This is a genomic window from Mycolicibacterium mageritense (genome assembly GCF_010727475.1).
Lineage (GTDB): Bacteria > Actinomycetota > Actinomycetes > Mycobacteriales > Mycobacteriaceae > Mycobacterium > Mycobacterium mageritense.
This window is the reverse complement of the sequence record NZ_AP022567.1, coordinates 2997868-3023364: the sequence shown is the minus strand read 5'-3', so window position 1 is coordinate 3023364 and position 25497 is coordinate 2997868. Positions and strand designations below refer to the sequence as shown.

Genomic DNA, 25497 nt, shown 5'->3' with positions numbered 1-25497 from the left:
GTTGTCAGATATCCGTGATATGGGCGCACCAACTGCGCATATCGGCGCTAGCTCGGCGCGCAACACCATCGGCAGCGCTGCATAATATGCAGTTGACGTACGTTTCCCCAGGTCAGCACCTCGGGGACTCCCACCACCTGCCCCATACCCTCATACATGCACAGCGCACCGACGCCGTGAACGCCAATGCACGGAAGTCAGCTCTCGCCCAGCAGGCAGCCCGAACGGCGAAGCGCCGAGCCCGTGCCAAGCGCTACCGAGACCGCCAGCGTGCGCGCGCAGCGTCGAGTCCCTCCGCATAGAAGAACCCCGCACAGGGTTCCTGTACGGTGTTGTGAGTCGCGCGGTCAGTGCTACAGCGGGTCAGGACGTTGTGGTCACGCGTCCAGCTCCGCTTGGCGTGCGGTGATGGCGTCCACCACCAACTCGTGGGTCAGGGTCTCCCCGCGCGCCAACCGCTCAGCGAGTGACACCGCGACCGGGTAGAAGTCCGACAGCTCATATGCCCATGTGCGGCACCAGTTCTGCCCTACGGGCGACAATCCGAGACGCTCAGCAGCCTCCTCCAGATTGTCCACAGCGGTGTCATATAGCTCTCGGTCACTGCCTTCCATCAGCTCATACACCGAGTAAGCGACCTCCTCGCCGTCCACGCCCTCGGAGTAGTCCGCGTTGTGCTCCGTCAGCCAGAGGTGCTCGTAGTACGGACCTGCCCAGGCGACGAACGCCGTGATGTCCTTGTCGCTCGGCTGCGACCAGCGGGTGACACCAGACATCCCGTCGTCCTCGATTTCCACGAACACCAGCTCGCCGCCCCGCAGGACAGCGGCAACCGCGTGCCCGACCTCGTGGACCGTGGTCTTGGTGCGGATTTCGTCGTGGATGGTCATCACTTGCCACCCCTCGACTTCGGCTTACGTCCCGCGCGGCTCTCAACGCCCACGGTGTACACGTCGGCTATCCACCGCTCGACCTCGGAGCGGTCGTAGACGACATAGGTCGCCCCAATGCGTGTGAACGTCGGTCCTGTCCCCCGTGCCCGCCACTGCTGCACGGTGCGCTCGGTAACGCCCGCCATATCGGCAACGTCCTTGGTAGTGATGAGGTCTGTAGTCATGGTCAATGTCCTTGTATCCGTTGGTGACACGGTGGCGGTAGGGACTGAACACCTACCGCCACCGTGCTGGGTCTCAGGCGGCGTACTTCGCCAGTACGTCTGCCACACCGTGCTTGCTCTGGCTGGCTTCCCGCGCCGCGTCCTCGGTTTCCGTGAGAGTCAGCTTGAGTTTGGCAACGCGCTCCGCGACCGCAAGTCCGTGCTCCGTACCTCCCGCCCCGAGAACGGCGGCAGCCAGACGACGGGCACGGAGATTCACTGACGGCGTGTTCACGATCAGGCGGAGAGCCTCCCGCAGCAGCGGCGAACTGGTGGCGGCGCGGGTCTTGCCCGACCACTTGTCCATCTTCGGCGCGACGGCTTCACGAACCATGCCCACTGTGATGGTGTTGAGTTCGTGCCACTCGACACCGAAAGGGGACAGGAGGTCGGGACGGCGGAAGCGGCAAGCCAAGGACACGAGGCGCTGGAACTCGCTGTCGCCCTCAGGGTTCTGGGTCTCAGCAAGGATGATGTACTCACGCGCGCCAGCCTTGTTCCAGAACTTCCAACGGGGGTCGTCCCCGCGCAGGACTGCAGTTTCCCAGCTCACTGGCATCAGCCGCTGGCGGTTGCTCCACTTACCCTCTCGATAGAAGACCAGGTAGGTGGTGTCGGGGTTGTCGGTATCAGCCTTGTAGCTGGTGGTGATGGTCGTGCTCATGATCAGTGTTCCTTCGGTTGGTGTTTCGTTGATTAGGAGTTAGGGGACGGGAACCGCTGGCGGACAACGGCTCCCGCCTCGTGGATTGGTCAGCCGTTCTTGTCGTGCTTCTGGAACAGCCCGTCTAGGACGGGTCCACCGCCAATTGCCTCGAAGACCGAGCCGTTCTCATCGGGCAGCGCAGCAGCGATAGCGTCGCGGCGGGTACCCAGCCAGTCGCTCCAGTCGCTCACGATGGCGTCCAGATCGAAGTCATCGGCGTGCTCGCCTGCGTAGTTGGCGAGGGATTCAATGTCGGTGGACTCTTCGATGTAAGAATCCACGTCGTCCGCCAGGAACGCTGCGCGCACCCGCTCAGGCGCACCTGAGGTCAGCCAGTCCTGGAAGCCCCCTGCGAAGTCCTCGTCGTCACGCTCGATGAGGAAGCCCTTCAGGTCATCCTCCAGCGCCCCCTGCATGCCTTCGATGCGCTCCCAGCCCTCGCCTTCGGCACACCAGGTGCTCAGGTCGGTGATGTCGAGGAAGCCCTGGTTGGTGTGAATGGTGTTCATGGTGTGTCCTTCTGTCGGTGTGCCCCTGAGGGCGTTTCGTTGTTATCTCCAATGTAGTACATGATACGACAATTGTCAGGAATCCTGATTGTGAGTTGCGTCACACTGGCGGCGTGTCGGCTTGAGTAGCAATGCATTACATGCTAACGCGGCATTAACACCTAGTACCCTCAGCGCGCCGTACCAGCACCGACACGCGACCCTCGCTCAACTCCAACGCCTGCGCGATCAGCGCGTTGCTCATGCCCGCGCCCCGCGCCTCACGTATCGCGTCCAGCCGCGCCCGCTGAACCAACGGCAGTTGAGAATCCAACGCGCGCAACGCCTCTAGCCGCGCCATGATTGTTCGGCGCTCATGCCGCGAAGCTCGCTGTGACGAGGACATGGATGCGGTGAACCGCTCATCCCATGTCAGCGCGTCGAGGAACGGATTGACGGTCACCGCAGCACCTGCACCTTCGGACGCCTGATCAGCGGCTTGTCAGCAGGTCCGCAGATCACCTCATCAATCCACACACGGCGGCGCTCCGCCTTGCCCTTGCCACACGCCCTCCACGCCCAACCCGCACGCCGTGTCCAGCGATGGTCATGCTCGATAACCCGCCCACTAGGCGCGGAACGCGTTGTCGTGGAACGTCGTACGTCGATGACGGACACACTCACGTCCCGTGCTCGCCGCCCCTTACCAGCGCGAATCGGCGTCGGGGTCAGGACGGTGGCTGACACCTCGCGCTCGACGGGCTCATGCAGCAACACCCAGGCGGCGTGTGCGAAGTACCGAATCACGGCGCGCTCGGTTGGATTTAACCCGTCCACTAGCAGGTGATCGACAGGAAGCCCTCGTGACGTGAATAGCCAACGGCATGAGTCGGCGAGGGACACCCGCCCGATGGACGAATCCGCGACCATCTCCGACTGCGCGTCCAGGAACTCCATTCGATGACTCAGTGCGTAGTAAAGGCTCCCGCCGACGCCGCTGAATACCTGCTCCCGATCAGGTTGAGCCAGAACCTCACCGAGAGTGGGCTCAGGTGTGCAGAGGTGCGTGTGGATGGCACCCTGCCCCTGTGGGAGAGGGATCACACGCACGGCGTGCACGATGTCCCCCGCTTCAGTTTCCATCCCCTCGGCGAAGCCCACGACCAACCCCTCATCAGGGAACGGTGGTGCATCGGCGAAGTTCAGCGTCTCATGCTTTAGCGCCGACCCGATGCGTTCGATAGCGTCAGCGGTCAGCCAGAGCGCCTGGCGTCCACGGGTGTACTGAGAATCGTTCACGGCAATAGCGAAACGCCTCGGGTTCCAGCTCATCGTCCACCTCCACGGTGTTCAGTCCCCACGCTCCTTGCGCAGGGTTGTTCAGTTGGTCGGAGGTGGTGCCCGTCGATGGCGACGGCTCCGCAGCGGGTGGTCTATGTCCGCTGTTCGTGGACGCTGGGGTCATGAATCCCTGTGCCGCAACGCGTTAGGTTCGGCAGCGTCCTCCTGGTCAGGATGTGGCGACGGCTCGGGCAGCGGCTTCGGTGGCGCGGGTCAGCGCCTCCTCTCTCACCTCTGGATGTGCCTTGAGCCACTGGGGAAACAACGTCCGACGCGCTCGCTCAATCTCCTCCCAGCGCAGCACACCTCGCTGGATGCAGAGTCCCTGCCTGAGTTCGATTAGCTCGTCATCGTGTGCAGGGTCTGCCACGAACTCGTACTCCACGCGAAGCGTCTCATCGGCGCTTGCCTCAGCTATGAACCGAGATGCCGCTGCAGTGAACACGGCGGCGGCTGCTTCATATGCCGCCTCTCCCGCCGCTGTGCGCACCTCCTTGGGTGTGGACGTAGTGGGATACCCCTTCAGGGCTTTCACGCGGATTCTGCAGGCGTGGTCACCTACCGCGTTGCTGCGCGCCACGCTCTCATCCAGTGTTTCCGCGAATAATTCCTCGTTGGTGTCGGTCACGGTGTATTTCCTTTGTTTGGTTGGTATTTCGTTGATGACAGCAGCGGTGTAACTGCTCCCGTGGATGCCTGGGGCTTGAACCCAGCGCCGCGCCGATGGTCGCGGGCACCCTCCCTACGTCAGGTTCAGCGGCACCTCGCTCAGTGCCCTGTGCAGCGCCAGAGCGGCATGCATCGCGTCAGCGGGGATGTCCGCCTCGTCGCAGCCCGAAGCGCCCAGGACTACCGCCGTGCCGACCAACTCATCGGCAATCACGGTGCCTTGGTTGAGGTATCGCCAGAGCAGTGTTGCGGTGGCGTTAGCAGGTAGTCCGCGTCCCTTGCCGTCCTCGTTGATGTAGATCGTGACGGGCTCACCCGCGCGGGTGGTGCCGTAGACACCTTCAATCCACCCGCCGACCACCGTTCGCAGCGCGGCGGCAGGGTCTGACTTCGGCAACTCGACCATGAACGGCGCGCTGGTGGCGGGGATGACGAGGGCGGTGATGGTCACGCGGGGACTCCGAGCTGGCGTGACACCTGATCGGCGGGGATGAGCACACGACGGGTCAGAGGAGCCTTCTGAATCTCACCGTCAGCGAGCATCTTGTACACCGTCGAACGGCTCACCTTCAGCGCGGCGGCTGCCTCATTGACGGTGTAGACGCGGGGAGCTACATCCGCCTCTGCGAGCCGCTCAGCGACGCGACGCGCCACTTCTTCCTCGATTGCCTGTTCCAGGCTCATGGTCGCCCCTTTCAAGCGGCGGTATTTCCGTCCAGACTGTCTGGCTTTCCCATACGCTAACACAAGAACGCCCATCATGGAAGGAATTTCCATACAGAACGTCCAGAACTTCCGTATATGCCGTACGGCATGCCATACTGCGGGTGTGATACGCGACCTCGGCAAGACCTCGTGGGCGGTGGCATACATCCTGCGTATGGTGCGTGGCGAGCGTCATCTGAGCCTGCGGCAGCTCTCGGTGGCTATGACCGAAGCAGGGCATCCGATGAGCCACTCGACGCTCTCGGAAATCGAGCGCGGCGACCGTCGTGTCACTGTGGACGACCTGACCGCGCTATCCGCCGCGTTGGGCATTGCCCCCGTCACGTTCCTGATTCCTGTGCAGCGCGACGACCCACAGCCCGACCCAGACGAGGCGGTCGCTCTCACGGGGACGCCCGAGGTGAGCCTTCACCATCTCGTGGACTGGGTGCGCGGGGACACCCCTCTGAACAGCACGAATGATGAGCACGACATCGAGACATTCCGACGCGGGGCACTGCCTCGCTGGCTCTGGAAGGACTGACCATGGCACGGCAACAGCTCCCGCCGCAGATCAAGAAACGTGTCATCGGCACCGACGCCAAGGGACGGGACGTAATCCGATATGAGGTCGTCGTGGACATTGGGCGGAAGGGTGGAAAGCGGAAGCAGTCCCGCCGCCGCTTCACCACTGAGACCGCCGCGCGGGCATTCCTAGACCCACTACTCGGGGATCAGGCGCGGGGGCTGCATGTCGCGCCGAACAAGCTCACCGTGAAAGCCGCTGTGGAGGCGTGGCTCCGTTCGCAGCGCATCGAGCAGACGACACGGGACGCCTACACCGCCGCGCTTCGCCCGTTGGTTGAGCAGTTCGGCGACCGCCCTATACAGAGTCTCACGAAAGCGGACATAGAGTGGCTCGTTGAGGCGCTCATCAACGGGGACACCCCACGCGGCGCGTGGGCGGCTACAAGTATTAACCCGTTCCTCGCACGCACACGCTCTCTGATGGATGACCTTGTGGGGCAAGGCGTTCTAGCTCGAAATCCCGCCCTCCTGGTGAAGAACGTGAGGCGTGAGGACACCAAGACGCCGAAAGCGCCTGTCCGCAATACGCTGACCGCAGAGCAGGGGCAGCAGCTCCTTGATCACGTGAAGGGCACCGAGGACGAGGTGCTCGTGATGCTGGCGCTCCTGGGTATGCGGCGTTCGGAGATTATCGGGCTGCGGTGGTCGCACGTTGACCTTGACGCGCGGACGCTGAGGGTCGCGCACACTGTGGTGTCCACCAGCAAGGGCGTGCAGGACAAGGATCGCACCAAGACCGAGGAATCCACTCGCGACCTGCCACTGCCCGATCACGCCGTGGATGTACTGCGTCGGGCTCGCGCGCGATGGACACGTGAGCGCCTCGCGTCTGGCTCAGCGTGGCGAGGGGACAAGGATGGACATGTGTTCTTCAAGCCTGACGGCACACGGTTCTCCCCGAAGACGACGAACAACCACTGGAACCGTGCTGTCGCCGATGCTGGGCTTGATCCCATCGTTCTTCACGGCGGACGGCACACCGCTGCCACACTGCTGCTACTCGAAGGCGCTCCCCTGGCGGTGGTCGCGGCGTGGCTGGGGCACGCGAACGGTGACGTGACGATGCGTGTGTACGCACACGCGCAGAAGCAGGCAATCGAAGCTGCCGCGACCACCTTCGACGGGCTATACGGCAAGAAGCCGACCGCCGCAGCGGAGTAGATCACCGCTCCTGCATTACCTCCCCGCTCCCCGATGTCACGGGTCGTGGTGACATCAGGCTGCCTGCATCCAGGGGACGTGACAGCAGGTCAGCGTGTAGGAGTTCCTGGGAGTTGTGACATCCTGTGACATCTGAGGGCATCAGGGGCGGCACTCAGACGTTGGTATTACGTCCAAATACCGCCCCTGACCTGCGGTGGCGACAGGATTTGAACCTGCGGGTGCTGTTAGACACCTCTCGCTTTCAAGGCGAGTGCATTAGGCCGCTCTGCCACGCCACCGCCGACAAGAGTACGTGGTTCACACGCGGCCGATCTTGGCGGGAGGCGATCCGTTCTGCAAACCGACGCTTATGCGCCGGCAGTTCTCGCCCATCGCGGCGATCTGCGGGCGCGACAGCCGGCCGAGGAAGTGTGCCCGGACGCCGCGACCGTAGGTCACCATGGCTCCGCGGACAGCCTCTCGGCCCTCGTCGGTGATCGTGGCGATGACGCCGCGGCCGTCGTCGGGGCTCGCACATCGCGTGACCAGATTCTGAACTTCCAGGCGGCGGATCTGCCGGGTGACTCGGCTTGGCAAGGACATGAGACGTTCGGCCAAGTCACCCATCCGGGCCGCGCCGGTGGGCGACTTGTCCAACATGTCCAGCAGGCGCACATCATTGAGCGTCAGGTGATGTGCGTCCACCAGCGACCGGTTGAGGGTCGCGTACAACCGAAGTGCCGAATCGAGGTAGTTCTGCCAAGACCTCTCTTCGGCGATATCCAGGCCCGGCATATCTCCTGCCGTGCGCCCGGCAATCATGCCTGACATGGGCGCAATCGTAAGTGACGTCAGTATTGCTGGGAAGAGAAATCGACAGGTTGTACCGTTGTCAAAATGCATGCAATTGTCGCGGCCGCAGACGGCCCGCTGACCTGGGAAAACGTTGCTGATATTTCACCCGCAAACGGAGAGGTTCTGATCCGCGTGAGGGCGGCCGGGATCAACCGCGCGGACTTGCTGCAAGCGGCGGGCAAGTACCCGCCCCCGCCGGGGGCGAGCGACATCTTGGGTCTGGAAGTTTCCGGGACTATCGCGGCACTCGGCGACGGCGTTACCGGATGGTCGGTGGGACAGCAGGTTTGTGCGCTGCTTGCCGGTGGCGGCTATGCCGAGTACGTGGCGGTGCCTGCGGCCCAAGTGCTTCCGGTGCCCGATCAGGTCAGCCTGACCCATGCCGCGGGACTGCCAGAGGTGGCGTGCACGGTGTGGTCGAACCTGGTGATGACGGCAGATTTAGCCGACGGACAGCTGGTTCTGTTGCACGGCGGCGGCAGCGGCATCGGCACGCACGCCATCCAGGTCGCGCGGGCGCTTGGCGCACGAGTTGCGGTGACGGCCGGCTCGGCCGACAAACTCGAGCTGTGTCGAGACCTCGGCGCCGACATCACGATCAACTATCGCGACGAGGATTTCGTCGAACGGATGCGCGCGGAGGGCGGCGCCGACGTGATCCTCGACATCATGGGTGCGGCGTACCTGGATCGCAACGTCGACGCCCTTGCCGACGGCGGGCGGGTCGTGATCATCGGCATGCAGGGCGGCGTGAAGGGCGACCTCAACATCGGCAAGCTGATCGGCAAGCGCGCCGGCGTGATCGGCACGGCCCTGCGGTCCCGGCCCGTCGACGGCCCGGGCGGCAAGGCAGAGATCGTGCGCCAGGTGACCGAGCACGTGTGGCCCATGTTCGCCGACGGACGGGTGAAACCGATCATCGGCGCAGAGCTGCCCATCACGCAGGCCCAGCAGGGCCAGGAGCTGCTGGCGTCGGGCGAGGTGTCGGGGAAGATCCTGCTGACCGTCGATTGACTCTGCGCTGACGACGCGCCGCACCCGTACTTCTGCGCCGTGGACGCAGAGTGAACGGGAATTACCCGAGCGACGCCAGCGCGCGCACGAGCTGGTCGACCTCGGCTGTCGTCGAGTAGTGCGACAGGCCGACGGTGACCGCACCACCGATGTCGTTGACGCCGATCACGTCGAGCACCCGCGAGCTCGCGTTGGAGATCGCGAGGATGCCGTTGTCCGCGAGGCGCTGTACGACCCGCTCGGCGGGCACGTCGCGGACCGCGAAGCTGAGCACCGGGATGTGGTTCTCCGGTCTGCCGATCACCATAACCAGCGGCAGGGACCGCAGCGACGACAGCAGGTAGTCGAACAACCGACCCATATAGGCGGCCGCGGATTGCGTTGAGACGGAAAGCCTTTCGCGGCGGGTTCCGGTCGCGGCCTCATCGAGGTTGGACAGGTACTCGATGCTGGCCACCACACCGGCGAGCAGGCCGAACTGGTGCCCGCCCACCTCGAGCCGTTCCGGCCCGGTGGCATAGGGGTTCAGCGACACCGAGCCGAGTGTGTCGATGGTCGCGGGATCGCGGAACACCAGAGCGCCGATCGGCGGACCGCCCCACACCACGGCATTGAGCGCCACGACATCGGCGTCGATCTCGTTGAGGTCGAACAGCCGGTACGGCGCCGCCGCCGAGTGGTCGACGACCACCAGACCGCCCACCTCGTGGGTCAGCTTGGTCACCTCACGCAGATCGGTGACGGTGCCCAGGGTCGACGACGCCGACGCGATCGCCACGAGCCGGGTCGGTTTGTCGATCAGGCCTTCCCACTGCCACGCGGGCAGCTCACCGGTCTCGATGTCGACCTCGGCCCACTTCACCTTGGCGCCATAGCGATTCGCGGCCCGCAACCACGGGGCGATGTTCGCCTCGTCGTCCAGGCGGGTCACCACGACCTCATAGCCCAGCCCCACGCGGGCCGACGAGGCTTCGGCGAGCGCCGTCAGCAGGTGGGCACGGTCCGGGCCGAGGACCACGCCGCGCGGATCGCCGTTGACCAGATCGGCGACCGCCTGCCGAGCCGCGGCCAGCACGGCGGCACTGCGCCGAGCGGAAGGGTGCGGTCCGACCGGAGTGGGCATCGACCCGCGGAATGCGGTGGAAACAGTCGTCGCGACCGCGTCCGGAACCAACATTCCGTTCTGCGCATCGAAATGCACCCACCCATCGCCCAGTGATGGGTGCAGACCGCGCACCCGGGCGACGTCGTATGCCATGCCAGCCACCTTAGAGCGTCCGCAAATATCACAAACCGACAAGATCGGGGTGAGCGCCCGACCGCGTGTTTCCCCCAACAGGCCGCGCCGGACCGGGTCGCCCTGGGCAGCCATACTAGTCCAGTGAGCTTCGGGTTCGGAGTGCTAATCGCACTGTTGTTGCTGGTGATTCCCGGGGCGTTGATCGCGAGGGTTGGCGGGCTAACTCTGCCCGCGGCGCTGACTGTCGGTCCTGTGCTGACCTACGGCGTAGTCGCACTGGCCATCGTCCCGTTCGGCGCACTCGGCGTGCCGTGGAACTTGTGGACGGCGTTGTTTGCCACAGCATTTGTCGGCGGCATCGCGGCCGGCTTCAGGAAGCTGCTGGCCCGCTATCGGGATCACGACGCCGAGGCCAAGGCGGCCTCGCGAGGCCCTGTGATGCTCGTCGCTGCAGGCATCGGTCTCGGCGCGATCCTGATCTTCGCGGCGGCCGCGGCCGGGTTGGCGCACTGGCAATCGATCCCGAGCACCTGGGACTCGGTGTGGCACGCCAACACCATCCGGTACATCCTCGACACGGGCCAGGCCTCACCCACCCACATGGGCGAACTCCGCAACGTCGAGACCCACGAAGGGCTCTACTATCCTTCGGCGTTCCACGCCCTGGCGGCAGTGCTGTGCCAGCTCACGGGCGCCGCACCCACCACGGCGTACACCGTGAGTTCGGTCACCGCAGCGGTCTGGCTGTTCCCGCTCAGCGCGGCGCTGCTGACCTGGAAGATCGTGCGCCCGCACACGACCGAATGGCGGACCGCGACGGCCGCGGCCACCGCTGCCGCGCTCGCGGCGTCGTTCACCGCGGTGCCCTACGTCGAATTCGACGTGGCCGCCATGCCGAATCTCGTGGCGTACGGCATCGCCGTGCCGGCCTTCGCCCTGGTGGCCTCGACGCTGCGGCACCGCGATCGCATCCCACTGGCCGTGCTGGCGCTCACCGGAGTGTTTTCGGTGCACATCACCGGCGGCGTGGTGACGGTGCTGCTGGTGGGCGCGTGGTGGTTGTTCGACGTGCTGTGGCGGCCCGTCCGCGGGCGGGTGCCGGACGTCGTGACGCTGCTCGTCGTCGCGGTGCCGACGCTGCTGATCCTGCTGCCGCAATTCCTGGGCGTGCTGCAGCAGGCGGACATCATCGTCGGGCACGCGTTCGTCAACCACCTCGGCAAGAAGCGGTCGTTGTTCGCGGCGATCGTGCAGCACACCCGTCATCTCAACGATTTCCCGATCCAGTACGCGCTGATCGCGCTGGCCGCCGCGGGCGGGCTGATCATGCTGATCAAGAAGATGTGGTGGCCGTTGCTGGTGTGGCTGCTGCTGATCGTGTCGATCGTGCATTCGGGTGCGCCGTTCGGCGGGCCGATCGGCGCGATCACCGGGAAGTTCAGCGACCTGTTCTACAGCGACCCGCGCCGGTTGTCGGCCGTGGTCACGATGCTCTACGCGACGATGGCCGCGATCGGGTTGGTCGGGCTCGTGACATTGGTGACGGCCCTGCTCAGACGCCTCACCACGCGCGAGAACTGGGTTCGCGGGGCCGCCGCCGGCGTGCTGCTGGTCACCACGGTCGGCCTCGCGTGGCACTACTTTCCGCGACACAAGTTCCTGTTCGGTGAGAAGTACGACTCGGTGATGATCGACAACAAGGATCTCGAGGCGTTCGCGTTCCTGTCCGAGCTGCCCGACGCGCGCACCACGACGATCGGCAACGCCAACACCGACGGCACCGCATGGATGTACGCGGTGGGCGGGCTGCACCCGCTGTGGACCCATTACGACTATCCGGTGCAACAGGGCCCCGGGTATAACCGCTTCATTTTCTGGGCATACGCCGACGACGCGGACACCGATCCGCGGGTTGCCGAGGCGGTGAAGGCACTCAACATCCGCTATGTGCTGACCAGCACTCCGGTGGTGCGCGGGTTCGTCATGCCCGACGGGCTAGTGTCGCTAGACAAGTCGCGGTCGTGGGAGAAGATCTACGACAACGGCGAGGACCGCATCTACCGCTGGCGCGGCGACCAGCCGAACCAACCAGAGACGACGGGAAGGTCATGACAATCAACCCCGACGACGACAACATCGAGATCCTGGCCAGCACGGCCGACGATGCCGATTCCGAGGCCGACGGCAAGTCGCTGACGGATCTCGTCGAGCAGCCGGCCAAGGTGATGCGGATCGGCACCATGATCAAGCAGCTGCTGGAAGAGGTGCGGGCCGCTCCCCTGGACGACGCGAGCCGCAACCGGCTGCGCGACATCCACCGGACCAGCATCACCGAGCTCGAGGAGGGTCTTGCGCCCGAGCTCCGCGAAGAACTCGAGCGGCTGACACTCCCGTTCACCGAGGACAGCGTGCCGTCGGACGCCGAACTGCGCATCGCGCAGGCTCAGCTGGTCGGCTGGCTCGAGGGGTTGTTCCACGGCATTCAGACCGCACTGTTCGCGCAGCAGATGGCGGCGCGCGCGCAGTTGGAACAGATGCGTCAGGGTGCACTCCCGCCGGGCATGCAGCCCCCGGGCCCGCAGCGCGGCGGTCCGTCGCACCCGGGCACCGGGCAGTACCTGTAGGACGCCGTCGTTGTCTGATCCGCACATCTCGACGCGCGACGCGTGGGTGGAGTTCCCCATCTTCGACGCCAAGACGCGCTCACTGAAGAAGGCGTTCCTCGGCAAAGCCGGCGGCGCCATCGGCCGCAACCAGTCCAACGTCGTGGTCATCGAGGCACTCCGCGACATCACGATGTCGCTGGAGATGGGTGATCGCGTCGGGTTGGTCGGCCACAACGGCGCGGGCAAGTCCACGCTGCTGCGGCTGCTGTCGGGCATCTACGAACCGACCCGCGGCTCGGCCACGGTGCGGGGCCGGGTGGCGCCCGTGTTCGATCTCGGGGTCGGGATGGACCCGGAGATCTCCGGGTTCGAGAACATCATCATCCGCGGGCTGTTCCTCGGCCAGACCCGCAAGCAGATGCTGGCCAAAGTCGACGAGATCGCCGAGTTCACCGAACTCGGCGAGTACCTGTCCATGCCGCTGCGCACGTACTCCACCGGTATGCGCGTGCGGTTGGCGATGGGCGTGGTCACCAGCATCGACCCCGAGATCCTGTTGCTCGACGAGGGCATCGGCGCGGTCGACGCGGAGTTCCTGAAGAAGGCGCAGACACGGCTGCAGAATCTGGTCGAACGCTCCGGAATCCTGGTGTTCGCAAGCCATTCCAACGAATTCCTGGCGAGGCTGTGCAAGACCGCGATGTGGATCGACCACGGCACCATCAAGATGACGGGCGGCATCGAAGAAGTCGTGCGGGCCTACGAGGGCGAGGACGCCGCCCGCACGGTGCGTGAGGTGCTGGAGGAAACCTCGCGTGGAGCCTGACACGGTCTGCGCGGTCGTGGTCACGCACCGGCGTCGTGACCTGCTGGCCACGTCGCTGCGCGCGGTGGTGACACAGGACCGCAAGCCCGATCACCTGATCGTCGTCGACAACGACAACGATCCGGCGGTGCGCGAGCTGGTGACCGGCCAGCCGGTCCCGTCGACCTATCTGGGGTCGCGCCGAAACCTCGGTGGCGCAGGCGGATTCGCGTTGGGCATGCTGCACGCGCTGACCCTCGGGGCCGATTGGATCTGGCTGGCCGACGACGACGGCCGCCCCGCCGACGCCACGGTGCTGGCGACGCTGCTGGCGTGCGCCGAGCAGTACAGCCTGGGCGAGGTGTCGCCGATGGTGTGCAATCTCGACGACCCGCAGCGGCTGGCATTCCCGCTGCGCCGCGGCCTGGTGTGGCGACGACTGGTCAGCGAACTGCGCACCGAAGGCGATGGCGACCTGCTACCGGGCATCGCGTCGTTGTTCAACGGTGCGCTGTTCCGGGCCTCCACCGTGGACGCGGTCGGCGTTCCCGACCTGCGCCTGTTCGTGCGCGGCGACGAGGTGGAGCTGCACCGCAGGCTCGTGCGCTCAGGTCTGCCGTTCGGAACATGCTTGACCGCAAGCTATCTGCATCCGTGCGGTACCGACGAGTTCAAGCCCATCCTCGGTGGGCGCATGCACACGCAGTACCCCGACGACGAGACCAAGCGGTACTTCACCTACCGCAATCGCGGCTATCTGCTGTCGCAGCCGGGATTACGCAAACTCCTGCCCCAGGAATGGCTCCGGTTCGGCTGGTACTTCCTGGTGTCCCGGCGCGATCCCGCGGGCTTGCTCGAATGGGTTCGCTTGCGGCGCTTGGGCAGACACGAAAAGTTCGGGAGGACCGGAACATGACGTTCACCGATGCGGCCGCGCAGTCCAAGACGATGGCGCGGGCCTGGCGCGACCTGGTCGACGGATTCGGCAAGCGCGAACTGTGGCTGCACCTCGGCTGGCAGGACATCAAACAGCGCTACCGGCGCAGTGTGCTCGGCCCGTTCTGGATCACCATCGCGACCGGCACCACGGCGGTCGCGATGGGCCTGCTGTACTCGAAACTGTTCAAGCTGCCGCTGTCCGAACACCTGCCCTACATCACCCTCGGCCTGATCATCTGGAACCTGATCAACGCGGCCATCCTCGAAGGTTCCGAGGTGTTCATCGCCAACGAGGGCCTGATCAAACAACTTCCGACGCCGCTGTCGGTACACGTCTACCGGCTGGTGTGGCGGCAGGTCATCCTGTTCGGCCACAACATCGTGATCTTCGTGGTGATCGCGATCATCTATCCCAAGCACTGGACGTGGCCCGACCTCGCGGTAATCCCGGCGCTGGGGCTGATCGTGCTGAACTGCATCTGGGTGTCCATCTGCTTCGGCATCCTGGCGACGCGCTACCGCGACATCGGTCCGCTGCTGGCCTCGGTGGTGCAGCTGCTTTTCTTCATGACACCGATCATCTGGAACGAATCCACCCTGCAGCAGCAGGGCGCCGGATCGTGGGCCAAGATCGTCGAACTCAACCCGCTGCTGCACTATCTCGACATCGTGCGGGCCCCCTTGTTGGGCGCCGATCAGGAGGTACGGCACTGGGTGGTGGTGCTGGTGTTGACGGTGATCGGCTGGCTGCTGGCCGCTTTGGCCATGCGGCAGTACCGGGCCCGCGTGCCGTACTGGGTCTAGGCGCTAGGGTCTGGGCGCTACGAAACGTCCTCGGGCGGTGAGAGCCAGGTGTTGCACTGCCCGACCTTGTTTTCGCGATAGCCCTGATCCCACCACGCCCCCGAGTGCGCCACCGAGCCGTGATCGCGAGGCGCATTCGGGTTCCAGTCGCCACGGTTCGAGTTGTCGTCGAGCGCGATCTGATAGTCGGCTCCCGTGAACCGTCCGCCGCTGTCGACGATCGAACCGACGAACATCCCGGAGAAACACTGGGCCTGCAATTCGAGGCGTCGTGACAGTTCCAGGCCCGCGGCGGACTCCGTACCTGCAGCGCGCGACTGCTGACCCTCCTCGGCGAGCGTGCCGGTGAGCGACTGCACGTGGTGGCCGAATTCATGAGCGAACATCGACAGGTAGATGATCGCCTTGTCGCCGAAGCGCTCTGCGGGCATTCCCGCCAGCGGCATGTACAGGGTCTCGTTCGTCGAGCAGTAGAACGCCGGGGTGTCGCCGGGCCCGACGGTCTCGGTCCCGCACGGGTTGGACACCACGGTCCCGGTCGGCACCAACACCGTGGCACCGTGGAAACCCATGTCCGCGCCCGTAAGCACCGGTTTCCAGGCCGCTTCCAGGCACGGCATGACGCCCTCGTAGAACGCCAGCGCGGTACCCGCGTCACTGGGCCAGCCGGCCGGGCTGCACGGCTGTTTCGGCAGACCCGCATCGAAGTTGGCGTACAGCCGGTTCTGCCCGAGAGCCGCGGGTCCGGTCGGTATCGGCAGGGTCGTCGGGGTGGGACTGGTGCTCGTCGTACGAGTACGGGGGCTCGGTGTGAACGTGGGCTGATCGGTGGCCGGCATCTCGCTCGTCGGGCTCACCGGACCGCTCGCACTCGACTCGCCCTGTTGTTTGAACACCACGAAAACCCCCGCGGCCACCAGGACGAGCACCACGACGATGCCCGCGGCGCCCATCAGAACGGCGGGCAGCGCACTGCGTTTGGGCACCGGCAGCGGTGTCGGGCCCACAGGCGGACCACCCCAGGGATCAACGTAGCCCGGGCGCTGGGCCGGCGGCACGGGCTGTGGGTCGCCCCACGGATCGACGCGAGGCGGCGCGGTGTAGCTGCCCCACGGATCCGGCTGTGCGGTGCCGTGGGCGGGCGGCTGACGCCCGAACCAGCCCTTCCTGACCCCGCCTCGCATGGGCGCCGGGCCGACGCTCGGCGCACCCGGCACAGGTGCCCACGGATCGGGGACCGAGGCCCACGGATCCTGCGGCTTGGCCTTGCCGGGTTGTGGTGCGCCGAACGGATCTGCCCCCGCGCTGAAAGGATCGTTGCCCCATGACTTCGGCGGTGGGCCGAACGGTCCCCACGACTGCATTTCACGTACGTTACTGTGCCGGTCATGCGTGCCTATGGGGGTGTGGTCGCGATCGTCGTTGCGATCATGACGACGTTGCTGACCGTGAGCGGGCCGGCGGCGCACGCCGATACCCCCGCGATCACGCTCGACGTGAAACTGGATCTCAACGCTGACGGGGTGCTGGCCGTGACAACCACCGCCACAGTGCCCCAGGGCGCCAGTGCGGTCGGGACTGTGCCCCTTCAGGTTCCCGTGGAGGCCAACCGGACCCAGCACTTCGCCGTGTCCGACATCGCCGCCGACGGCGGGGCGTCGGCCGCCGTCCAGGGTGACGCACTGGTCATCTCCGTCCCCGGCGGCACGTCGACGGTGAGGTACTCGGTGCGCGGCACCGTCGCCGACGGCACCGACCTGCAACAGTTCACCTGGGTGCTCGCGGCGGGCTGGTCTGCGCCGATCGAGAAGCTGACGGGCCGCTTCTCCTCACCCACCGCCAAACCGGACTCGCCGATCTGCGCATACGGCCAGATCGGTGTGCGACGACTGTGCTCACTGACCCAGACCGACCTCGACGGCTCGGTGTCATTCCAGAACAACAACCTCGCATCCGGCGATGTCGCGGTGTTCTCCGTACTGCTGCCTGCCGATACCGCTACGGCCACCGCTGAATTCACCCCGACAGTCACCGAGGCCCGGCCTGCTCGGGACACCGCGGGACTCATCGCCGTCATCGTCGCCGCGGTTGTTGCGCTGGCCTTGACCGCGTTTGCGTGGTTGCGGCGCCGGGCCGACAGCGCCTCCACCGACAGCGTGCAGCTGCTTGTCCCGACCGAGGGCGGCGTCGCATTCGCGTCGCCCGACGGTGTGTTGCCCGGTGAGATCGGGACGCTGACGACGGGCCGGGCCCAGCCATCCGACTTCGGCGCCACGATCCTGGATCTCGCTGTGCGCAACTATCTCTGGATCGCCGAGCGGCAACGGTCTTCAGGGGCGATGGATTTCCAGATATCCCGCCGCGCACCGCTCGACCGGGAGACCACCGCATATGAGCGGGCCGTGGTCGACGCGATCCTGCCCAACGACCGCGAATCGGTGTCGGCGTTCGAGCTGACCCAATCCCCGCGCCCGGTGGTCGTTCCCGCGGCGGGACAGGCCGAGTGGCGTCGTTCCCGCCGCATCGAACCGCTCGGGTACGCGGTCCTCGGCGTCGGCGTGATCGCGACCGTGGTCCTCGCGGTGCTCGGCGCCGGCTCGCTGTGGGGCGTTGCGGTCGTGGTGCTCGGTGGTGGCGTCGCGGCAGCCGGTCGCCTGCTGCCCGACCGGACCGCTCGCGGGAGCCGCGTCGCGGCGGCCGTCGACGGGATGCGGCGCTATCTCGAATCGACCAATCCCGACAGCATCAGTCCGGCGGCACGCCCGGTGTTGTTCGAGCGGGCCATTCCTTACGCGCATGCGCTCGGTGGACTGCGTAACTGGTTGGCCCGGTGGGGCGGAGCCGGCCCGGTCGAGTGGTACCGCGCGACGGGCGATCGGCCCTTGCCCGCCGGGCTGCCCACACTTGTCGCGATGCTCGACGGCGTCGCCGCCCAGAGCCAAGCGGGTCAGTCCGGCGCCGTCCCGAACACGAAGTAGCGCCCCGAGATCTCGTTCGGTGTGATGCGCACATGGCGGCGCTTCACCGTGGCGGTCCACGGAAGTAATTGGGCCCGTTCAGCCTCCGCGATGTCAGCTGCCGACTCGAGCATCTCAGCGGTGCCCCGCACGATCACGCTCCAACCGCTGATGATGTTGTGGTCATCGGCCTCGAACGCCACCCGATCACTCATCAGAGCTGTGATCAGTTTGGTGCCCTCCGCGGTCCGGAACAGGATGCTGCGTTGCTGCACAACGAAATTGACCGGGAAGATCTCGATTCTTGTGCCGATGGTGGCGACGAAGCGCCCGAGCGCCACGCTGGACAGCAGGCGCCAGCTCTCGTCCTCGCTCAGCTTCGTCACCGGATGCACGAAGCAACCGTAACGCCGCGAATGCTGTTCGAGGCTGCGAATGTCGTCTACAAACCCGGGGGCGGCTTGTCGTGCTGGCCGTTGAGTGCGCGTTCGGCGTGTTTGCGTCGGGCGCGTTGGGTGGCGCGGGTGCGGGTGCGGCGGGGCATGGTGGTGCCGTCGTTGGGGATTCGGGGCCCCGGCGTTGGTAGGGCGGCGGTGGTGGTGTCCCAGTGTGGGAAGAACAGTCCGGCGCCGGGTTTCTTGACGTAGGTCCGGCCGCTGGGGGTGGTCCATTCCACGGTGCCGTCGGGGTACTGCTTGTCGTGCCAGCCGGCCCAGAAGGTCTTGAGCAGATGATGAATCCGGCACAGACACTTCGTGTTTGACGGGTGCGTGGGACCACCTGGGTAGGGTTCGGTGTGGTCGACATCGCAGCGCTCGGCCGGGCGGTCACAGCCGGGGAACATGCATGTCATGTCCCGCATCCGCACCCAGGCGGCCAGTTTCGCCGAGGGCCGGTACCGCGGCTCGGGCTCTACACCGGGCGGGTCGAGGTGTTTGACGGTGGCGCCGGCGGCGATCAGATCGGCCAGCAGCGGGGTGGGGATGACCCCGCCATCGACGACCACCGCGGTCCCCGGCGACCAGGCGGGCGGGACCCGATTCTCGGCCGGGGCCCCGGGAGACGAGGCGGCGGGGGCGATAACGTCCGCGGACGCAGCGGCATCCGCGGTGTCGTCAGGCTCGGCGAGCTCGGCAGGCTCGGCGGCGGGCTCGGCAGGGGCCGCGCTGTCCACGTTGTCCGAAGGCACCGCAATGTCCGCGGGCCCTGCGTTGTCCGCACTGCCCGCGGGCTCCGCGCGGTCGGCGAGTTCTGTGGTGTCCATGGACTCCGCGGCGGGCTCGGCACATCCGGCCGCATCCGCACACTCCGCGGGCTCGACAGGATCGGCAGCATCGGGCTCGTCGGGTTCTGCCGTGTCGGTGGGCTCGGTGGGGTCGTCGGGTTCTGCCGTGTCGACGGGGGCCGGGGTGTCCCAGGGGATCGGGTTGGTGTCGTGATCCCCGGACAGATACCGGTCGGGCTGGGCGGTGAGCGCGTCGGGATCGGCCAGGATGTAGACCACGGTGTGGGCCGCCCGCGCATCGGCCACCCCCGCGGCCGGACACTCCGGGTTCCCGCACCGACACGCCAACGCCTCCCCACCAACAGCGATCACCCCCACCGCATCCGAACGACGCTGCCCCAGCGTGCGCGGATCATCGGCACACACCGCACCGATCACGTGCGCCACACGTTTCCTCAGGGCCACCGCATCGGCACGCAACAACCGCCCGAAAAACGCCGTGGTCCCGGTGACGTCATCATCCTTGCCGAAACACACATCCCGCTCGCGGGCCGCCCGCCGGGTGCGGCGCACCGCGCCCGGGTCATGGCGGGTGATCAACGCATCGATGACGCCTTCCAACTTCTCCTTCGACAACACCTCCCACCCCACGGCGCGCTCCGCCAACCCGGCATCGATCGCGGCCAACGCGTCCGGGTCGTCGACCAGGTGGGTGCGCCAGGTGATCGCCGCGACCATGCGGGCACTGAGCGCACCACGGGCGAACAGCGCCGCCACCGCCGGCAGCCGGTCCCGCAACGCCAGCGCCTTGGTCATCTCCGTCGACGCCGCCCGCTGCCCCACCCCCATCGCCACGGCCACCTCCGCGGCCGCGGCATCCCAGCCATCACACACCCACCACTGCCGCTCATCGCCCTCATCACCCAACCGGCGGACGGCCAACGCCGCGATCATCGCCAACCGGCGACACGCCGCGGCCGCCTCCGCGCGGGTCTCCGCCTCGATCCCGGCCGCCAGGGCCGCATCATCGAGGTCTTCGAACATGTGTTTGATTCTGCCGAAAACCCAGGCCCCCACACCACGCCAAAACCCCAGCCTGGGGATGAAAACCAACCTGGGGACAACGCACGAAAAATGTCACACCCACGTGGTAGGCGGGGCTTCGGGAAAACACACAGGCACTTCACAGCGAGGTCGCGCGTTATGGCGATATGAGCATTCCGCCATATGAGCCTCCGAAGTCCCCCGCGTCGCCCGGTGTGGGCAACACCCTGCTGTGTCCGAAGTGCGCCGGGGTCATGAAGACGTATGAGCGCAACGGCGTCCACCTGGAGCAATGCGACACCTGCCGCGGCATCTTCCTGGATTTCGGCGAGCTCGAGGCGCTGACCCAGATGGAGAACCGGTTCGTCCAGGCGCCGCCGCCTCCGGCACCGCAGGCGCACTCGGGCTATCACCAGGGCTACTCGGACTACGGGCCAGGCTGGGGGCACCGCGGCAACAAGCACTACCGCAAGCAGGGCTTCGGCCGGCTGTTCTTCTCCAGTTGAGGCATCCGCGCGCAGGCCGCCGCCAACAGATCGTCGCCGGGATCGTTGGCCGCGGCTTGGATGACGGCGGCCCGCGCGAACGGCTCCAGCACGGGCCACGGATCGCCCGCAGGCAGCGCGGGCCCGCCCGCGTCGCGGTAAGCGTCGAGGAACAGCAGCCAGTCGGTATCGGGTATGACGCCGGCCGCCCAGAACCCGGCCGGACGCGCCAAATCCCAAGCCGGATCACCCAATCCGAGATCATCGACATCGATCAGGTGCCAGCGGCCGGCACGCCGGCCCACCTGGCCCAGGTGGAAGTCGCCGTGTACGAGCGTGCGCGGGCGGTCCGCCGAGCCGGGCCGCCACGCGGCGTCGGGCAGGCCTGCCGCCGCACGGCAGATGATCGCGTTTCCCCGAGCCAGACCGACCGCGCGGCGTAACCGGGCGGGCCAGCCGTGCGGCGGCAGTCGCGCGCTGACCGGCTCGGTGTGCAGGGTCGCCAGCAGCTGCGCGATGTCGACCCACGGCACAGATTCCGGTTGCACCGCAAGGGTTTCCACCAGCGGCCACCGGGTCAGCAACCGCCCGTTCACCAGGTCGGGCACATCCGACAGTGGACTGAGCAGTGCGCCCACCCGGCTGGCCGTGTGCAGCCGTACGCGTAGTGCACGCGGATCGGTGCCCGGCCGGTGCAGCTTGTGCACGGCGTCGCCGCACACCGTGATGTCTGCACCGGACCGGGTCTGCACACCTCCAGTTTCCGCGAGATCAGCGCCGGGGTGCGGGGGTTCGCACGGTGACGTTGATCCGGTTCCATGCGTTGATGGTCACGGCCATCGCGATCACCTGACCCAGCTCACGTTCGGTGAACGCCGCGGCGGCACGCGCGTACACCGCGTCGGGGACATGGCCGTTGCCCAGTTCGGTGATCGCCTCGGTCAGGGCCAGCGCGGCCTGCTCGCGTTCGGTGAACAGGTCGCCTGCCTCCTGCCACGCCGCGATGAGCGCGAGCCGCTGCTCGGTCTCGCCCTGCTTGCGGGCGTCATGGGTGTGCATGTCGAGGCAGAACGCACAGTGGTTGATCTGCGATGCGCGGATCTTGACGAGCTCACCGATCGTAGGGTCGATGTCCTTGGCCGCGGCGTTGGACAGCGTCATCATCGCGTCGTAGAGCTCAGGTGACGTCTTGTAGATCTTGAGCCGGTCGACAGCCTTGGCGGGTTCGAGTGTCTGTGTCATGTCCACCACGCTAACGACAAAAGTACCGCCTAGATGGTTCAATTCGATGGTGAATTCACGGGCCAATTCTGGCAGTCGCGATCTGCATCTCGACTTGCGCACCAGCATCGAACCGGGCAGCCGGTCGGCCCGCGAACAGCTCATCAGGGCACTGCGGGAAGGCATCCGATCCGGCCGCCTGACCACCGACACCGTGTTGCCGCCATCCCGCTCGCTCGCCGCGGATCTCGGACTGGCCCGCAACACCGTCGCCGAGGCATACGCCGAACTCGTCACGGAAGGCTGGCTGGCCTCGCGCCAGGGTGCGGGCACGTGGGTCGCTCGCACGGCCACCCCCAGGAAACCGCCGCGGCCGCGGCGCATACCCGTTGTGCCGCAACACAATCTGATGCCGGGATCGCCTGACGTTTCGGAGTTCCCACGAGCTGCGTGGCTGGCCTCAGCCCGGCGCGCGCTGTCCGAGGCCCCGGTCGCGGCCCTGCGGATGGGCGACCCACGCGGTCCGCAGCAGTTGCGGGAGGCGCTCACCGAGTACCTCGGCCGGGTGCGGGGCGTCCGTACGACACCGGAGTCCGTCGTCGTCTGCTCGGGAGTTCGTGACGGTGTCGAACTGCTGGGCAAGGTGTTCGGCGACAGCCGGCCGATAGCGGTGGAAGCGTACGGGCTCTTCATCTTTCGTGACGCCCTGGAGGCGATGGGCATATCGACGGTACCCATCGGGCTGGACGACGACGGCGCGGTGGTCAGCGATCTCGATGCGCTCGACACCCCCGCGGCGCTGCTGACCCCGGCGCACCACAGTCCGTTCGGCATGGCCCTGCACCCGGCACGGCGCGCCGGGGTCGTCGAATGGGCCCAGCGCACAGACGGATTCGTGATCGACGACGACTACGACGGCGAGTTCCGCTACGACCGCCAACCCGTCGGCGCGCTGCAGGCACTGAGCCCCGAGCGGGTCGCCTACCTCGGGTCGGTCAGCAAGGGACTGGCCCAGACGCTGAGGGTGGGCTGGATGGTGCTGCCCGAGGCGCTGATCGATCCGGTGATCGCCGCGGCAGGCGGGCAGCAGTACCACGTCGACGCCATCACGGCACTGACGCTGGCGGACTTCATCGGCACGGGCGGCTACGACCGGCACATCCGGCGCATGCGCAACCGCTACCGGCGGCGCCGCGACATGCTGGTCGCCGCACTTCAGGGCTACGACGTCGGCATCAGCGGGCTCGCCGCGGGCGTCAACATGCTCATCACGCTGCCCGACGGCGCCGAACCCGACGTGCTGCGCCGCGCTGGCGAGGCGGGGATCGCCGTGAACGGGCTCGCGCTCATGCGCCACCGGCTGGCCGGCCCGGAGATCCCCGACCCCGACGGCATCATCGTGGGATTCGGTGGACCCGCCGAGCACGCGTTCGCACCCGCGGTCGACGCCCTGTGCGCGGTGCTCGACGACGTGCTGCGCTGAGCGCTAAGCGTCGCCGCGCGCGATCAGGTCGGCCGGGCCCGTGGGCAGATGCCAGCCGAACCGCAGCCCCGCCACCCGCAGCAGGGTCGCCAGCACGGTCCCCACCACGAGCCCGACCCATTGCGGGCCCGAGTAGTCGATGACGGCGTATGTTGTCGCGCCCAGCATCGCGGGCACCGCATACAGGTCGTCGGGCCCGAGCAGCAGCGGCACCTCCCGGGCCAGCACGTCGCGAATGATGCCGCCACCGATCGCGGTGGTCATGCCGATCAGCACGGCCGCGAACCAGCTGGCGCCGTGATCGACCGCGATGGCCGCGCCCGACGTCGCGAAGAAGCCCATGCCGACCGCGTCGAGCGACAGCACGATGCGCCGCATCCGGATGAACAACCTGGCCGTCAGGGTGGCCACGGCCGTCGCGGCCAATGCGACCGTGACGTTGGGCCAGTGCTGGATGGACGTGGGCGGGCTGACGTTGAGGAAGATGTCGCGCACCACGCCGCCACCGACGCCGGTCATGACACCGAGCGCGGCGATGCCGAACAGGTCGAAGCCTTTACGGATCGCGACCATGGCCCCCGACGAGGCGAATACCGCGATGCCGAGGTAGTTGAGCACCAACTGCAACACACCCGCACGGTAGGCCCTCGCTAAGCTGCGGTGGTGGCTGAGCCCCTAATGTCGCCCCGGCTGGATCTCAAGACCCAGGCGTTCCGGTTCGTCGTCACCGGCGGGCTGTCCGCGATCGTGGACTTCGGCCTGTACGTGCTGCTCTACAAGGTCGTCGGACTGCAGGTCGACCTCGCCAAGACCATCGGTTTCATCGCCGGGACCACCACGGCCTACCTGATCAACCGGCGCTGGACCTTCCAGGCACCGCCGAGCACCGCGCGGTTCATCGCCGTGTGGGTGCTCTACCTGGTGACCTTCGCGGTCCAGGTGGGGCTGAACCACCTGGTGCTCCACCTTGCCGACTACCGGTCGTGGGCGGTGCCGGTCGCGTTCGTCATCGCGCAGGGTACCGCGACCGTGATCAACTTCGTGGTGCAGCGCGCGGTGATCTTCAAGCTGCACTGAGAGCCGTCAGAAGGCCACCGCCTCCGCGCCCTTGAGGCCGAGATACGCACGCGCCTCGTCCGGCGTGGCGGGTGTCCGGTCGAAGAGCGCGGCGAGGTCGGCCGCCTTCCGCACCAGCTGCGCGTTCGACGTCGCGTTCTCGGTCCTGGTGATCCGCAGGTTGTCCTCAAGGCCCACCCGCACGTTGCCGCCCAGGATCAGCGACAGCGCGGCGAGGCTGTACTCACCGCGGTAGCCCACGCCCGCGGCCGACCAGGTGAACGAGTCCTTGCCGAAGACGCGCTCGGCCGTGCGCAGCATGTGGATGAGCTGGTCGGGTTCGGCGGCGTTGGCACCGAGCACGCCCAGTACGAACTGCAGGTTGAACGGCGGCTCCAGCACGCCGTCCTTGACGAGCTGCTCAAGGTTGTAGATGTGGCCGACGTCGTAGACCTCGATCTCGGGCCGGGTGTCGGCCTGCCGCATCTGCTCGGCCATGTACGTCATGTCCGCGAAGGTGTTCTTGAAGATGTAGTCGGTTGTGCCCTCCAGGTATTCGCGTTCCCAGTCGGCGAACGGCAGGTCGCGAGACGCGACGGGGAACAACCCGAAGTTGAAGCTGCCCGCGTTGAACGTGGCCATCTCGGGCCGGAACTTGAGGACCGAGGCACGCTCCTCGACGGTCATGCCGCGGCCACCGCCGGTGGTCGGCTGGATGACGGCGTCTGTGCGCTTCTTGAGTTCGGACAGCACGCGTTCGAACAGGTCGAGGTCGGCGACGGGCCGCCCGGTCGCCTCCTCGCGCACGTGTACATGCAGAACGGACGCGCCGGCCTCGGCCGCCTTGACGCCGTCCTCGACTATCTGCTCGACGGTGACGGGAATGGCCTTGCTCTGGGCGGGGACGGTCATGCCGCCGGTCAGCGCGCAGGTGATGATGACTTTGTCGTTCACGGGTTCTACTCCT

At 66.7% G+C, this 25497-nt stretch carries 30 protein-coding genes and 1 tRNA gene; 12 read left to right on the top strand and 19 right to left on the bottom strand.

Annotation, left to right across the window (positions count from 1 at the left end):
- Window positions 1–377 precede the first annotated feature (377 nt).
- The 9 genes from G6N67_RS14280 to G6N67_RS14240 form a co-directional block, all read right to left on the bottom strand.
- Window positions 378–890: a M50 family metallopeptidase gene (locus G6N67_RS14280; RefSeq protein WP_036431304.1), complete on the bottom strand. Its 513-nt coding sequence runs from the start codon at window positions 888–890 to the stop codon at window positions 378–380.
- Window positions 890–1117 (bottom strand): helix-turn-helix transcriptional regulator, encoded by a 228-nt coding sequence (locus tag G6N67_RS14275; protein ID WP_036431300.1) that lies wholly within the window; start codon window positions 1115–1117, stop codon window positions 890–892. The genes G6N67_RS14280 and G6N67_RS14275 overlap by 1 nt, the downstream gene beginning before the upstream one ends.
- A 73-nt stretch (window positions 1118–1190) precedes the next feature.
- On the bottom strand, window positions 1191–1820 hold the full coding sequence (locus tag G6N67_RS14270) for a hypothetical protein (protein ID WP_036431298.1): 630 nt from the start codon (window positions 1818–1820) through the stop codon (window positions 1191–1193).
- An 89-nt stretch (window positions 1821–1909) separates the two neighbouring features.
- Window positions 1910–2371 carry a hypothetical protein gene (locus G6N67_RS14265; protein ID WP_036431295.1) on the bottom strand — a complete coding sequence of 154 codons (462 nt, stop codon included), beginning with the start codon at window positions 2369–2371 and terminating at the stop codon, window positions 1910–1912.
- 154 nt (window positions 2372–2525) lie between these two features.
- A complete protein-coding gene (locus G6N67_RS14260; protein ID WP_036431292.1) occupies window positions 2526–2813 on the bottom strand; it encodes a hypothetical protein in 288 nt (95 codons plus the stop codon).
- Window positions 2810–3682, bottom strand: a complete 873-nt coding sequence (locus G6N67_RS14255; RefSeq protein WP_036431289.1) for a hypothetical protein — start codon at window positions 3680–3682, stop codon at window positions 2810–2812. Before G6N67_RS14255 ends, G6N67_RS14260 begins: the two co-directional genes overlap by 4 nt.
- Window positions 3683–3860: 178 nt before the next feature.
- Window positions 3861–4319 (bottom strand): hypothetical protein, encoded by a 459-nt coding sequence (locus G6N67_RS14250; RefSeq protein WP_036431287.1) that lies wholly within the window; start codon window positions 4317–4319, stop codon window positions 3861–3863.
- Window positions 4320–4433: 114 nt separating this feature from the next.
- The gene (locus G6N67_RS14245) at window positions 4434–4811 is read right to left on the bottom strand and encodes a DUF3846 domain-containing protein (RefSeq protein ID WP_036431284.1); all 378 of its coding nucleotides are present in this window, start codon (window positions 4809–4811) and stop codon (window positions 4434–4436) included.
- On the bottom strand, window positions 4808–5044 hold the full coding sequence (locus G6N67_RS14240; RefSeq protein ID WP_036431281.1) for a helix-turn-helix domain-containing protein: 237 nt from the start codon (window positions 5042–5044) through the stop codon (window positions 4808–4810). The genes G6N67_RS14245 and G6N67_RS14240 overlap by 4 nt, the downstream gene beginning before the upstream one ends.
- Window positions 5045–5189: 145 nt before the next feature.
- On the opposite strand from G6N67_RS14240, the gene G6N67_RS14235 reads away from it, so the two are divergent.
- Window positions 5190–5609, top strand: a complete 420-nt coding sequence (locus G6N67_RS14235) for a helix-turn-helix domain-containing protein (RefSeq protein WP_051578629.1) — start codon at window positions 5190–5192, stop codon at window positions 5607–5609.
- 2 nt (window positions 5610–5611) lie between these two features.
- Window positions 5612–6814: a site-specific integrase gene (locus tag G6N67_RS14230; RefSeq protein ID WP_051578628.1), complete on the top strand. Its 1203-nt coding sequence runs from the start codon at window positions 5612–5614 to the stop codon at window positions 6812–6814.
- Between the two features lie 194 nt (window positions 6815–7008).
- Here the strand turns inward: G6N67_RS14230 and G6N67_RS14225 are convergent.
- Together G6N67_RS14225 and G6N67_RS14220 are read right to left on the bottom strand one after the other, a co-directional pair.
- A tRNA-Ser gene (locus G6N67_RS14225) sits at window positions 7009–7095 on the bottom strand.
- A 19-nt stretch (window positions 7096–7114) separates the two neighbouring features.
- Entirely contained in the window at window positions 7115–7627 is a 513-nt protein-coding gene (locus tag G6N67_RS14220) for a MarR family winged helix-turn-helix transcriptional regulator (RefSeq protein ID WP_036431279.1), read from the bottom strand.
- A 66-nt stretch (window positions 7628–7693) separates the two neighbouring features.
- Between G6N67_RS14220 and G6N67_RS14215 the strand changes: the two genes are divergently transcribed.
- The gene (locus G6N67_RS14215) at window positions 7694–8665 is read left to right on the top strand and encodes an NAD(P)H-quinone oxidoreductase (RefSeq protein WP_036431276.1); all 972 of its coding nucleotides are present in this window, start codon (window positions 7694–7696) and stop codon (window positions 8663–8665) included.
- Between the two features lie 61 nt (window positions 8666–8726).
- On the opposite strand, the gene G6N67_RS14210 is transcribed toward G6N67_RS14215, so the two are convergent.
- Complete coding sequence (locus G6N67_RS14210) at window positions 8727–9923, bottom strand: cysteine desulfurase-like protein (RefSeq protein ID WP_036431273.1); 1197 nt, start codon at window positions 9921–9923, stop codon at window positions 8727–8729.
- A gap of 123 nt (window positions 9924–10046) precedes the next feature.
- Here G6N67_RS14210 and G6N67_RS14205 point away from each other — a divergent pair, with 123 nt between their 5' ends.
- Genes G6N67_RS14205 through wzm form a run of 5 tightly spaced genes read left to right on the top strand, consistent with a single transcriptional unit; the run spans window position 10047 to window position 15059 of the window.
- Window positions 10047–12017, top strand: a complete 1971-nt coding sequence (locus tag G6N67_RS14205; RefSeq protein ID WP_036431270.1) for a DUF6541 family protein — start codon at window positions 10047–10049, stop codon at window positions 12015–12017.
- Window positions 12014–12529 carry a bacterial proteasome activator family protein gene (locus G6N67_RS14200; protein WP_036431268.1) on the top strand — a complete coding sequence of 172 codons (516 nt, stop codon included), beginning with the start codon at window positions 12014–12016 and terminating at the stop codon, window positions 12527–12529. The genes G6N67_RS14205 and G6N67_RS14200 overlap by 4 nt, the downstream gene beginning before the upstream one ends.
- A gap of 10 nt (window positions 12530–12539) precedes the next feature.
- Entirely contained in the window at window positions 12540–13337 is a 798-nt protein-coding gene (gene wzt / locus G6N67_RS14195; RefSeq protein WP_036431265.1) for a galactan export ABC transporter ATP-binding subunit Wzt/RfbE, read from the top strand.
- A complete protein-coding gene (gene glfT1 / locus G6N67_RS14190) occupies window positions 13327–14232 on the top strand; it encodes a galactofuranosyltransferase GlfT1 (protein WP_036431262.1) in 906 nt (301 codons plus the stop codon). Before wzt ends, glfT1 begins: the two co-directional genes overlap by 11 nt.
- The gene (gene wzm / locus G6N67_RS14185) at window positions 14229–15059 is read left to right on the top strand and encodes a galactan export ABC transporter permease subunit Wzm/RfbD (RefSeq protein WP_036431260.1); all 831 of its coding nucleotides are present in this window, start codon (window positions 14229–14231) and stop codon (window positions 15057–15059) included. The genes glfT1 and wzm overlap by 4 nt, the downstream gene beginning before the upstream one ends.
- Window positions 15060–15076: 17 nt before the next feature.
- Here wzm and G6N67_RS14180 read toward each other — a convergent pair whose 3' ends face one another.
- Window positions 15077–16423 (bottom strand): neutral zinc metallopeptidase, encoded by a 1347-nt coding sequence (locus tag G6N67_RS14180; RefSeq protein ID WP_051578627.1) that lies wholly within the window; start codon window positions 16421–16423, stop codon window positions 15077–15079.
- Window positions 16424–16447: 24 nt separating this feature from the next.
- Here G6N67_RS14180 and G6N67_RS14175 point away from each other — a divergent pair, with 24 nt between their 5' ends.
- Window positions 16448–18037: a DUF2207 family protein gene (locus tag G6N67_RS14175; protein WP_131524642.1), complete on the top strand. Its 1590-nt coding sequence runs from the start codon at window positions 16448–16450 to the stop codon at window positions 18035–18037.
- Here G6N67_RS14175 and G6N67_RS14170 read toward each other — a convergent pair.
- A complete protein-coding gene (locus tag G6N67_RS14170; protein WP_063835109.1) occupies window positions 18007–18411 on the bottom strand; it encodes a pyridoxamine 5'-phosphate oxidase family protein in 405 nt (134 codons plus the stop codon). The two genes, G6N67_RS14175 and G6N67_RS14170, sit on opposite strands and share 31 nt — an antisense overlap.
- Before the next feature lie 47 nt (window positions 18412–18458).
- On the bottom strand, window positions 18459–20285 hold the full coding sequence (locus tag G6N67_RS14165) for an HNH endonuclease signature motif containing protein (protein ID WP_163642192.1): 1827 nt from the start codon (window positions 20283–20285) through the stop codon (window positions 18459–18461).
- Between the two features lie 167 nt (window positions 20286–20452).
- Between G6N67_RS14165 and G6N67_RS14160 the strand changes: the two genes are divergently transcribed.
- Window positions 20453–20791, top strand: a complete 339-nt coding sequence (locus G6N67_RS14160) for a TFIIB-type zinc ribbon-containing protein (protein ID WP_051578625.1) — start codon at window positions 20453–20455, stop codon at window positions 20789–20791.
- Here the strand turns inward: G6N67_RS14160 and G6N67_RS14155 are convergent.
- Together G6N67_RS14155 and G6N67_RS14150 are read right to left on the bottom strand one after the other, a co-directional pair.
- Window positions 20749–21522, bottom strand: a complete 774-nt coding sequence (locus G6N67_RS14155) for a phosphotransferase family protein (protein ID WP_036431254.1) — start codon at window positions 21520–21522, stop codon at window positions 20749–20751. The two genes, G6N67_RS14160 and G6N67_RS14155, sit on opposite strands and share 43 nt — an antisense overlap.
- Before the next feature lie 19 nt (window positions 21523–21541).
- Window positions 21542–22012 (bottom strand): carboxymuconolactone decarboxylase family protein, encoded by a 471-nt coding sequence (locus G6N67_RS14150; protein WP_036435164.1) that lies wholly within the window; start codon window positions 22010–22012, stop codon window positions 21542–21544.
- A gap of 49 nt (window positions 22013–22061) precedes the next feature.
- Between G6N67_RS14150 and pdxR the strand changes: the two genes are divergently transcribed.
- Window positions 22062–23474, top strand: a complete 1413-nt coding sequence (gene pdxR / locus G6N67_RS14145; RefSeq protein ID WP_036431252.1) for a MocR-like pyridoxine biosynthesis transcription factor PdxR — start codon at window positions 22062–22064, stop codon at window positions 23472–23474.
- Window positions 23475–23477: 3 nt separating this feature from the next.
- On the opposite strand, the gene G6N67_RS14140 is transcribed toward pdxR, so the two are convergent.
- Window positions 23478–24104, bottom strand: a complete 627-nt coding sequence (locus G6N67_RS14140) for a trimeric intracellular cation channel family protein (RefSeq protein ID WP_036431249.1) — start codon at window positions 24102–24104, stop codon at window positions 23478–23480.
- A gap of 48 nt (window positions 24105–24152) precedes the next feature.
- Here G6N67_RS14140 and G6N67_RS14135 point away from each other — a divergent pair, with 48 nt between their 5' ends.
- Window positions 24153–24551, top strand: a complete 399-nt coding sequence (locus tag G6N67_RS14135; protein ID WP_036431246.1) for a GtrA family protein — start codon at window positions 24153–24155, stop codon at window positions 24549–24551.
- A 6-nt stretch (window positions 24552–24557) separates the two neighbouring features.
- Here G6N67_RS14135 and G6N67_RS14130 read toward each other — a convergent pair whose 3' ends face one another.
- A complete protein-coding gene (locus G6N67_RS14130; protein WP_036431243.1) occupies window positions 24558–25484 on the bottom strand; it encodes a beta-keto acid cleavage family enzyme in 927 nt (308 codons plus the stop codon).
- Window positions 25485–25497: the final 13 nt, after the last annotated feature.

Excerpts from the sequence above, each read along its gene's own strand:
- G6N67_RS14280 (WP_036431304.1), bottom strand. The coding sequence starts at position 890 with ATGACCATCCACGACGAAATCCGCACCAAGACCACGGTCCACGAGGTC.
- G6N67_RS14275 (WP_036431300.1), bottom strand. The coding sequence starts at position 1,117 with ATGACTACAGACCTCATCACTACCAAGGACGTTGCCGATATGGCGGGC.
- G6N67_RS14270 (WP_036431298.1), bottom strand. The coding sequence starts at position 1,820 with ATGAGCACGACCATCACCACCAGCTACAAGGCTGATACCGACAACCCC.
- G6N67_RS14265 (WP_036431295.1), bottom strand. The coding sequence starts at position 2,371 with ATGAACACCATTCACACCAACCAGGGCTTCCTCGACATCACCGACCTG.
- G6N67_RS14255 (WP_036431289.1), bottom strand. The coding sequence starts at position 3,682 with ATGAGCTGGAACCCGAGGCGTTTCGCTATTGCCGTGAACGATTCTCAG.
- G6N67_RS14240 (WP_036431281.1), bottom strand. The coding sequence starts at position 5,044 with ATGAGCCTGGAACAGGCAATCGAGGAAGAAGTGGCGCGTCGCGTCGCT.
- G6N67_RS14230 (WP_051578628.1), top strand. The coding sequence starts at position 5,612 with ATGGCACGGCAACAGCTCCCGCCGCAGATCAAGAAACGTGTCATCGGC.
- G6N67_RS14220 (WP_036431279.1), bottom strand. The coding sequence starts at position 7,627 with ATGTCAGGCATGATTGCCGGGCGCACGGCAGGAGATATGCCGGGCCTG.
- G6N67_RS14215 (WP_036431276.1), top strand. The coding sequence starts at position 7,694 with ATGCATGCAATTGTCGCGGCCGCAGACGGCCCGCTGACCTGGGAAAAC.
- G6N67_RS14210 (WP_036431273.1), bottom strand. The coding sequence starts at position 9,923 with ATGGCATACGACGTCGCCCGGGTGCGCGGTCTGCACCCATCACTGGGC.
- G6N67_RS14200 (WP_036431268.1), top strand. The coding sequence starts at position 12,014 with ATGACAATCAACCCCGACGACGACAACATCGAGATCCTGGCCAGCACG.
- wzm (WP_036431260.1), top strand. The coding sequence starts at position 14,229 with ATGACGTTCACCGATGCGGCCGCGCAGTCCAAGACGATGGCGCGGGCC.
- G6N67_RS14180 (WP_051578627.1), bottom strand. The coding sequence starts at position 16,423 with ATGCAGTCGTGGGGACCGTTCGGCCCACCGCCGAAGTCATGGGGCAAC.
- G6N67_RS14175 (WP_131524642.1), top strand. The coding sequence starts at position 16,448 with ATGCGTGCCTATGGGGGTGTGGTCGCGATCGTCGTTGCGATCATGACG.
- G6N67_RS14165 (WP_163642192.1), bottom strand. The coding sequence starts at position 20,285 with ATGTTCGAAGACCTCGATGATGCGGCCCTGGCGGCCGGGATCGAGGCG.
- G6N67_RS14160 (WP_051578625.1), top strand. The coding sequence starts at position 20,453 with ATGAGCATTCCGCCATATGAGCCTCCGAAGTCCCCCGCGTCGCCCGGT.
- G6N67_RS14150 (WP_036435164.1), bottom strand. The coding sequence starts at position 22,012 with ATGACACAGACACTCGAACCCGCCAAGGCTGTCGACCGGCTCAAGATC.
- G6N67_RS14135 (WP_036431246.1), top strand. The coding sequence starts at position 24,153 with ATGTCGCCCCGGCTGGATCTCAAGACCCAGGCGTTCCGGTTCGTCGTC.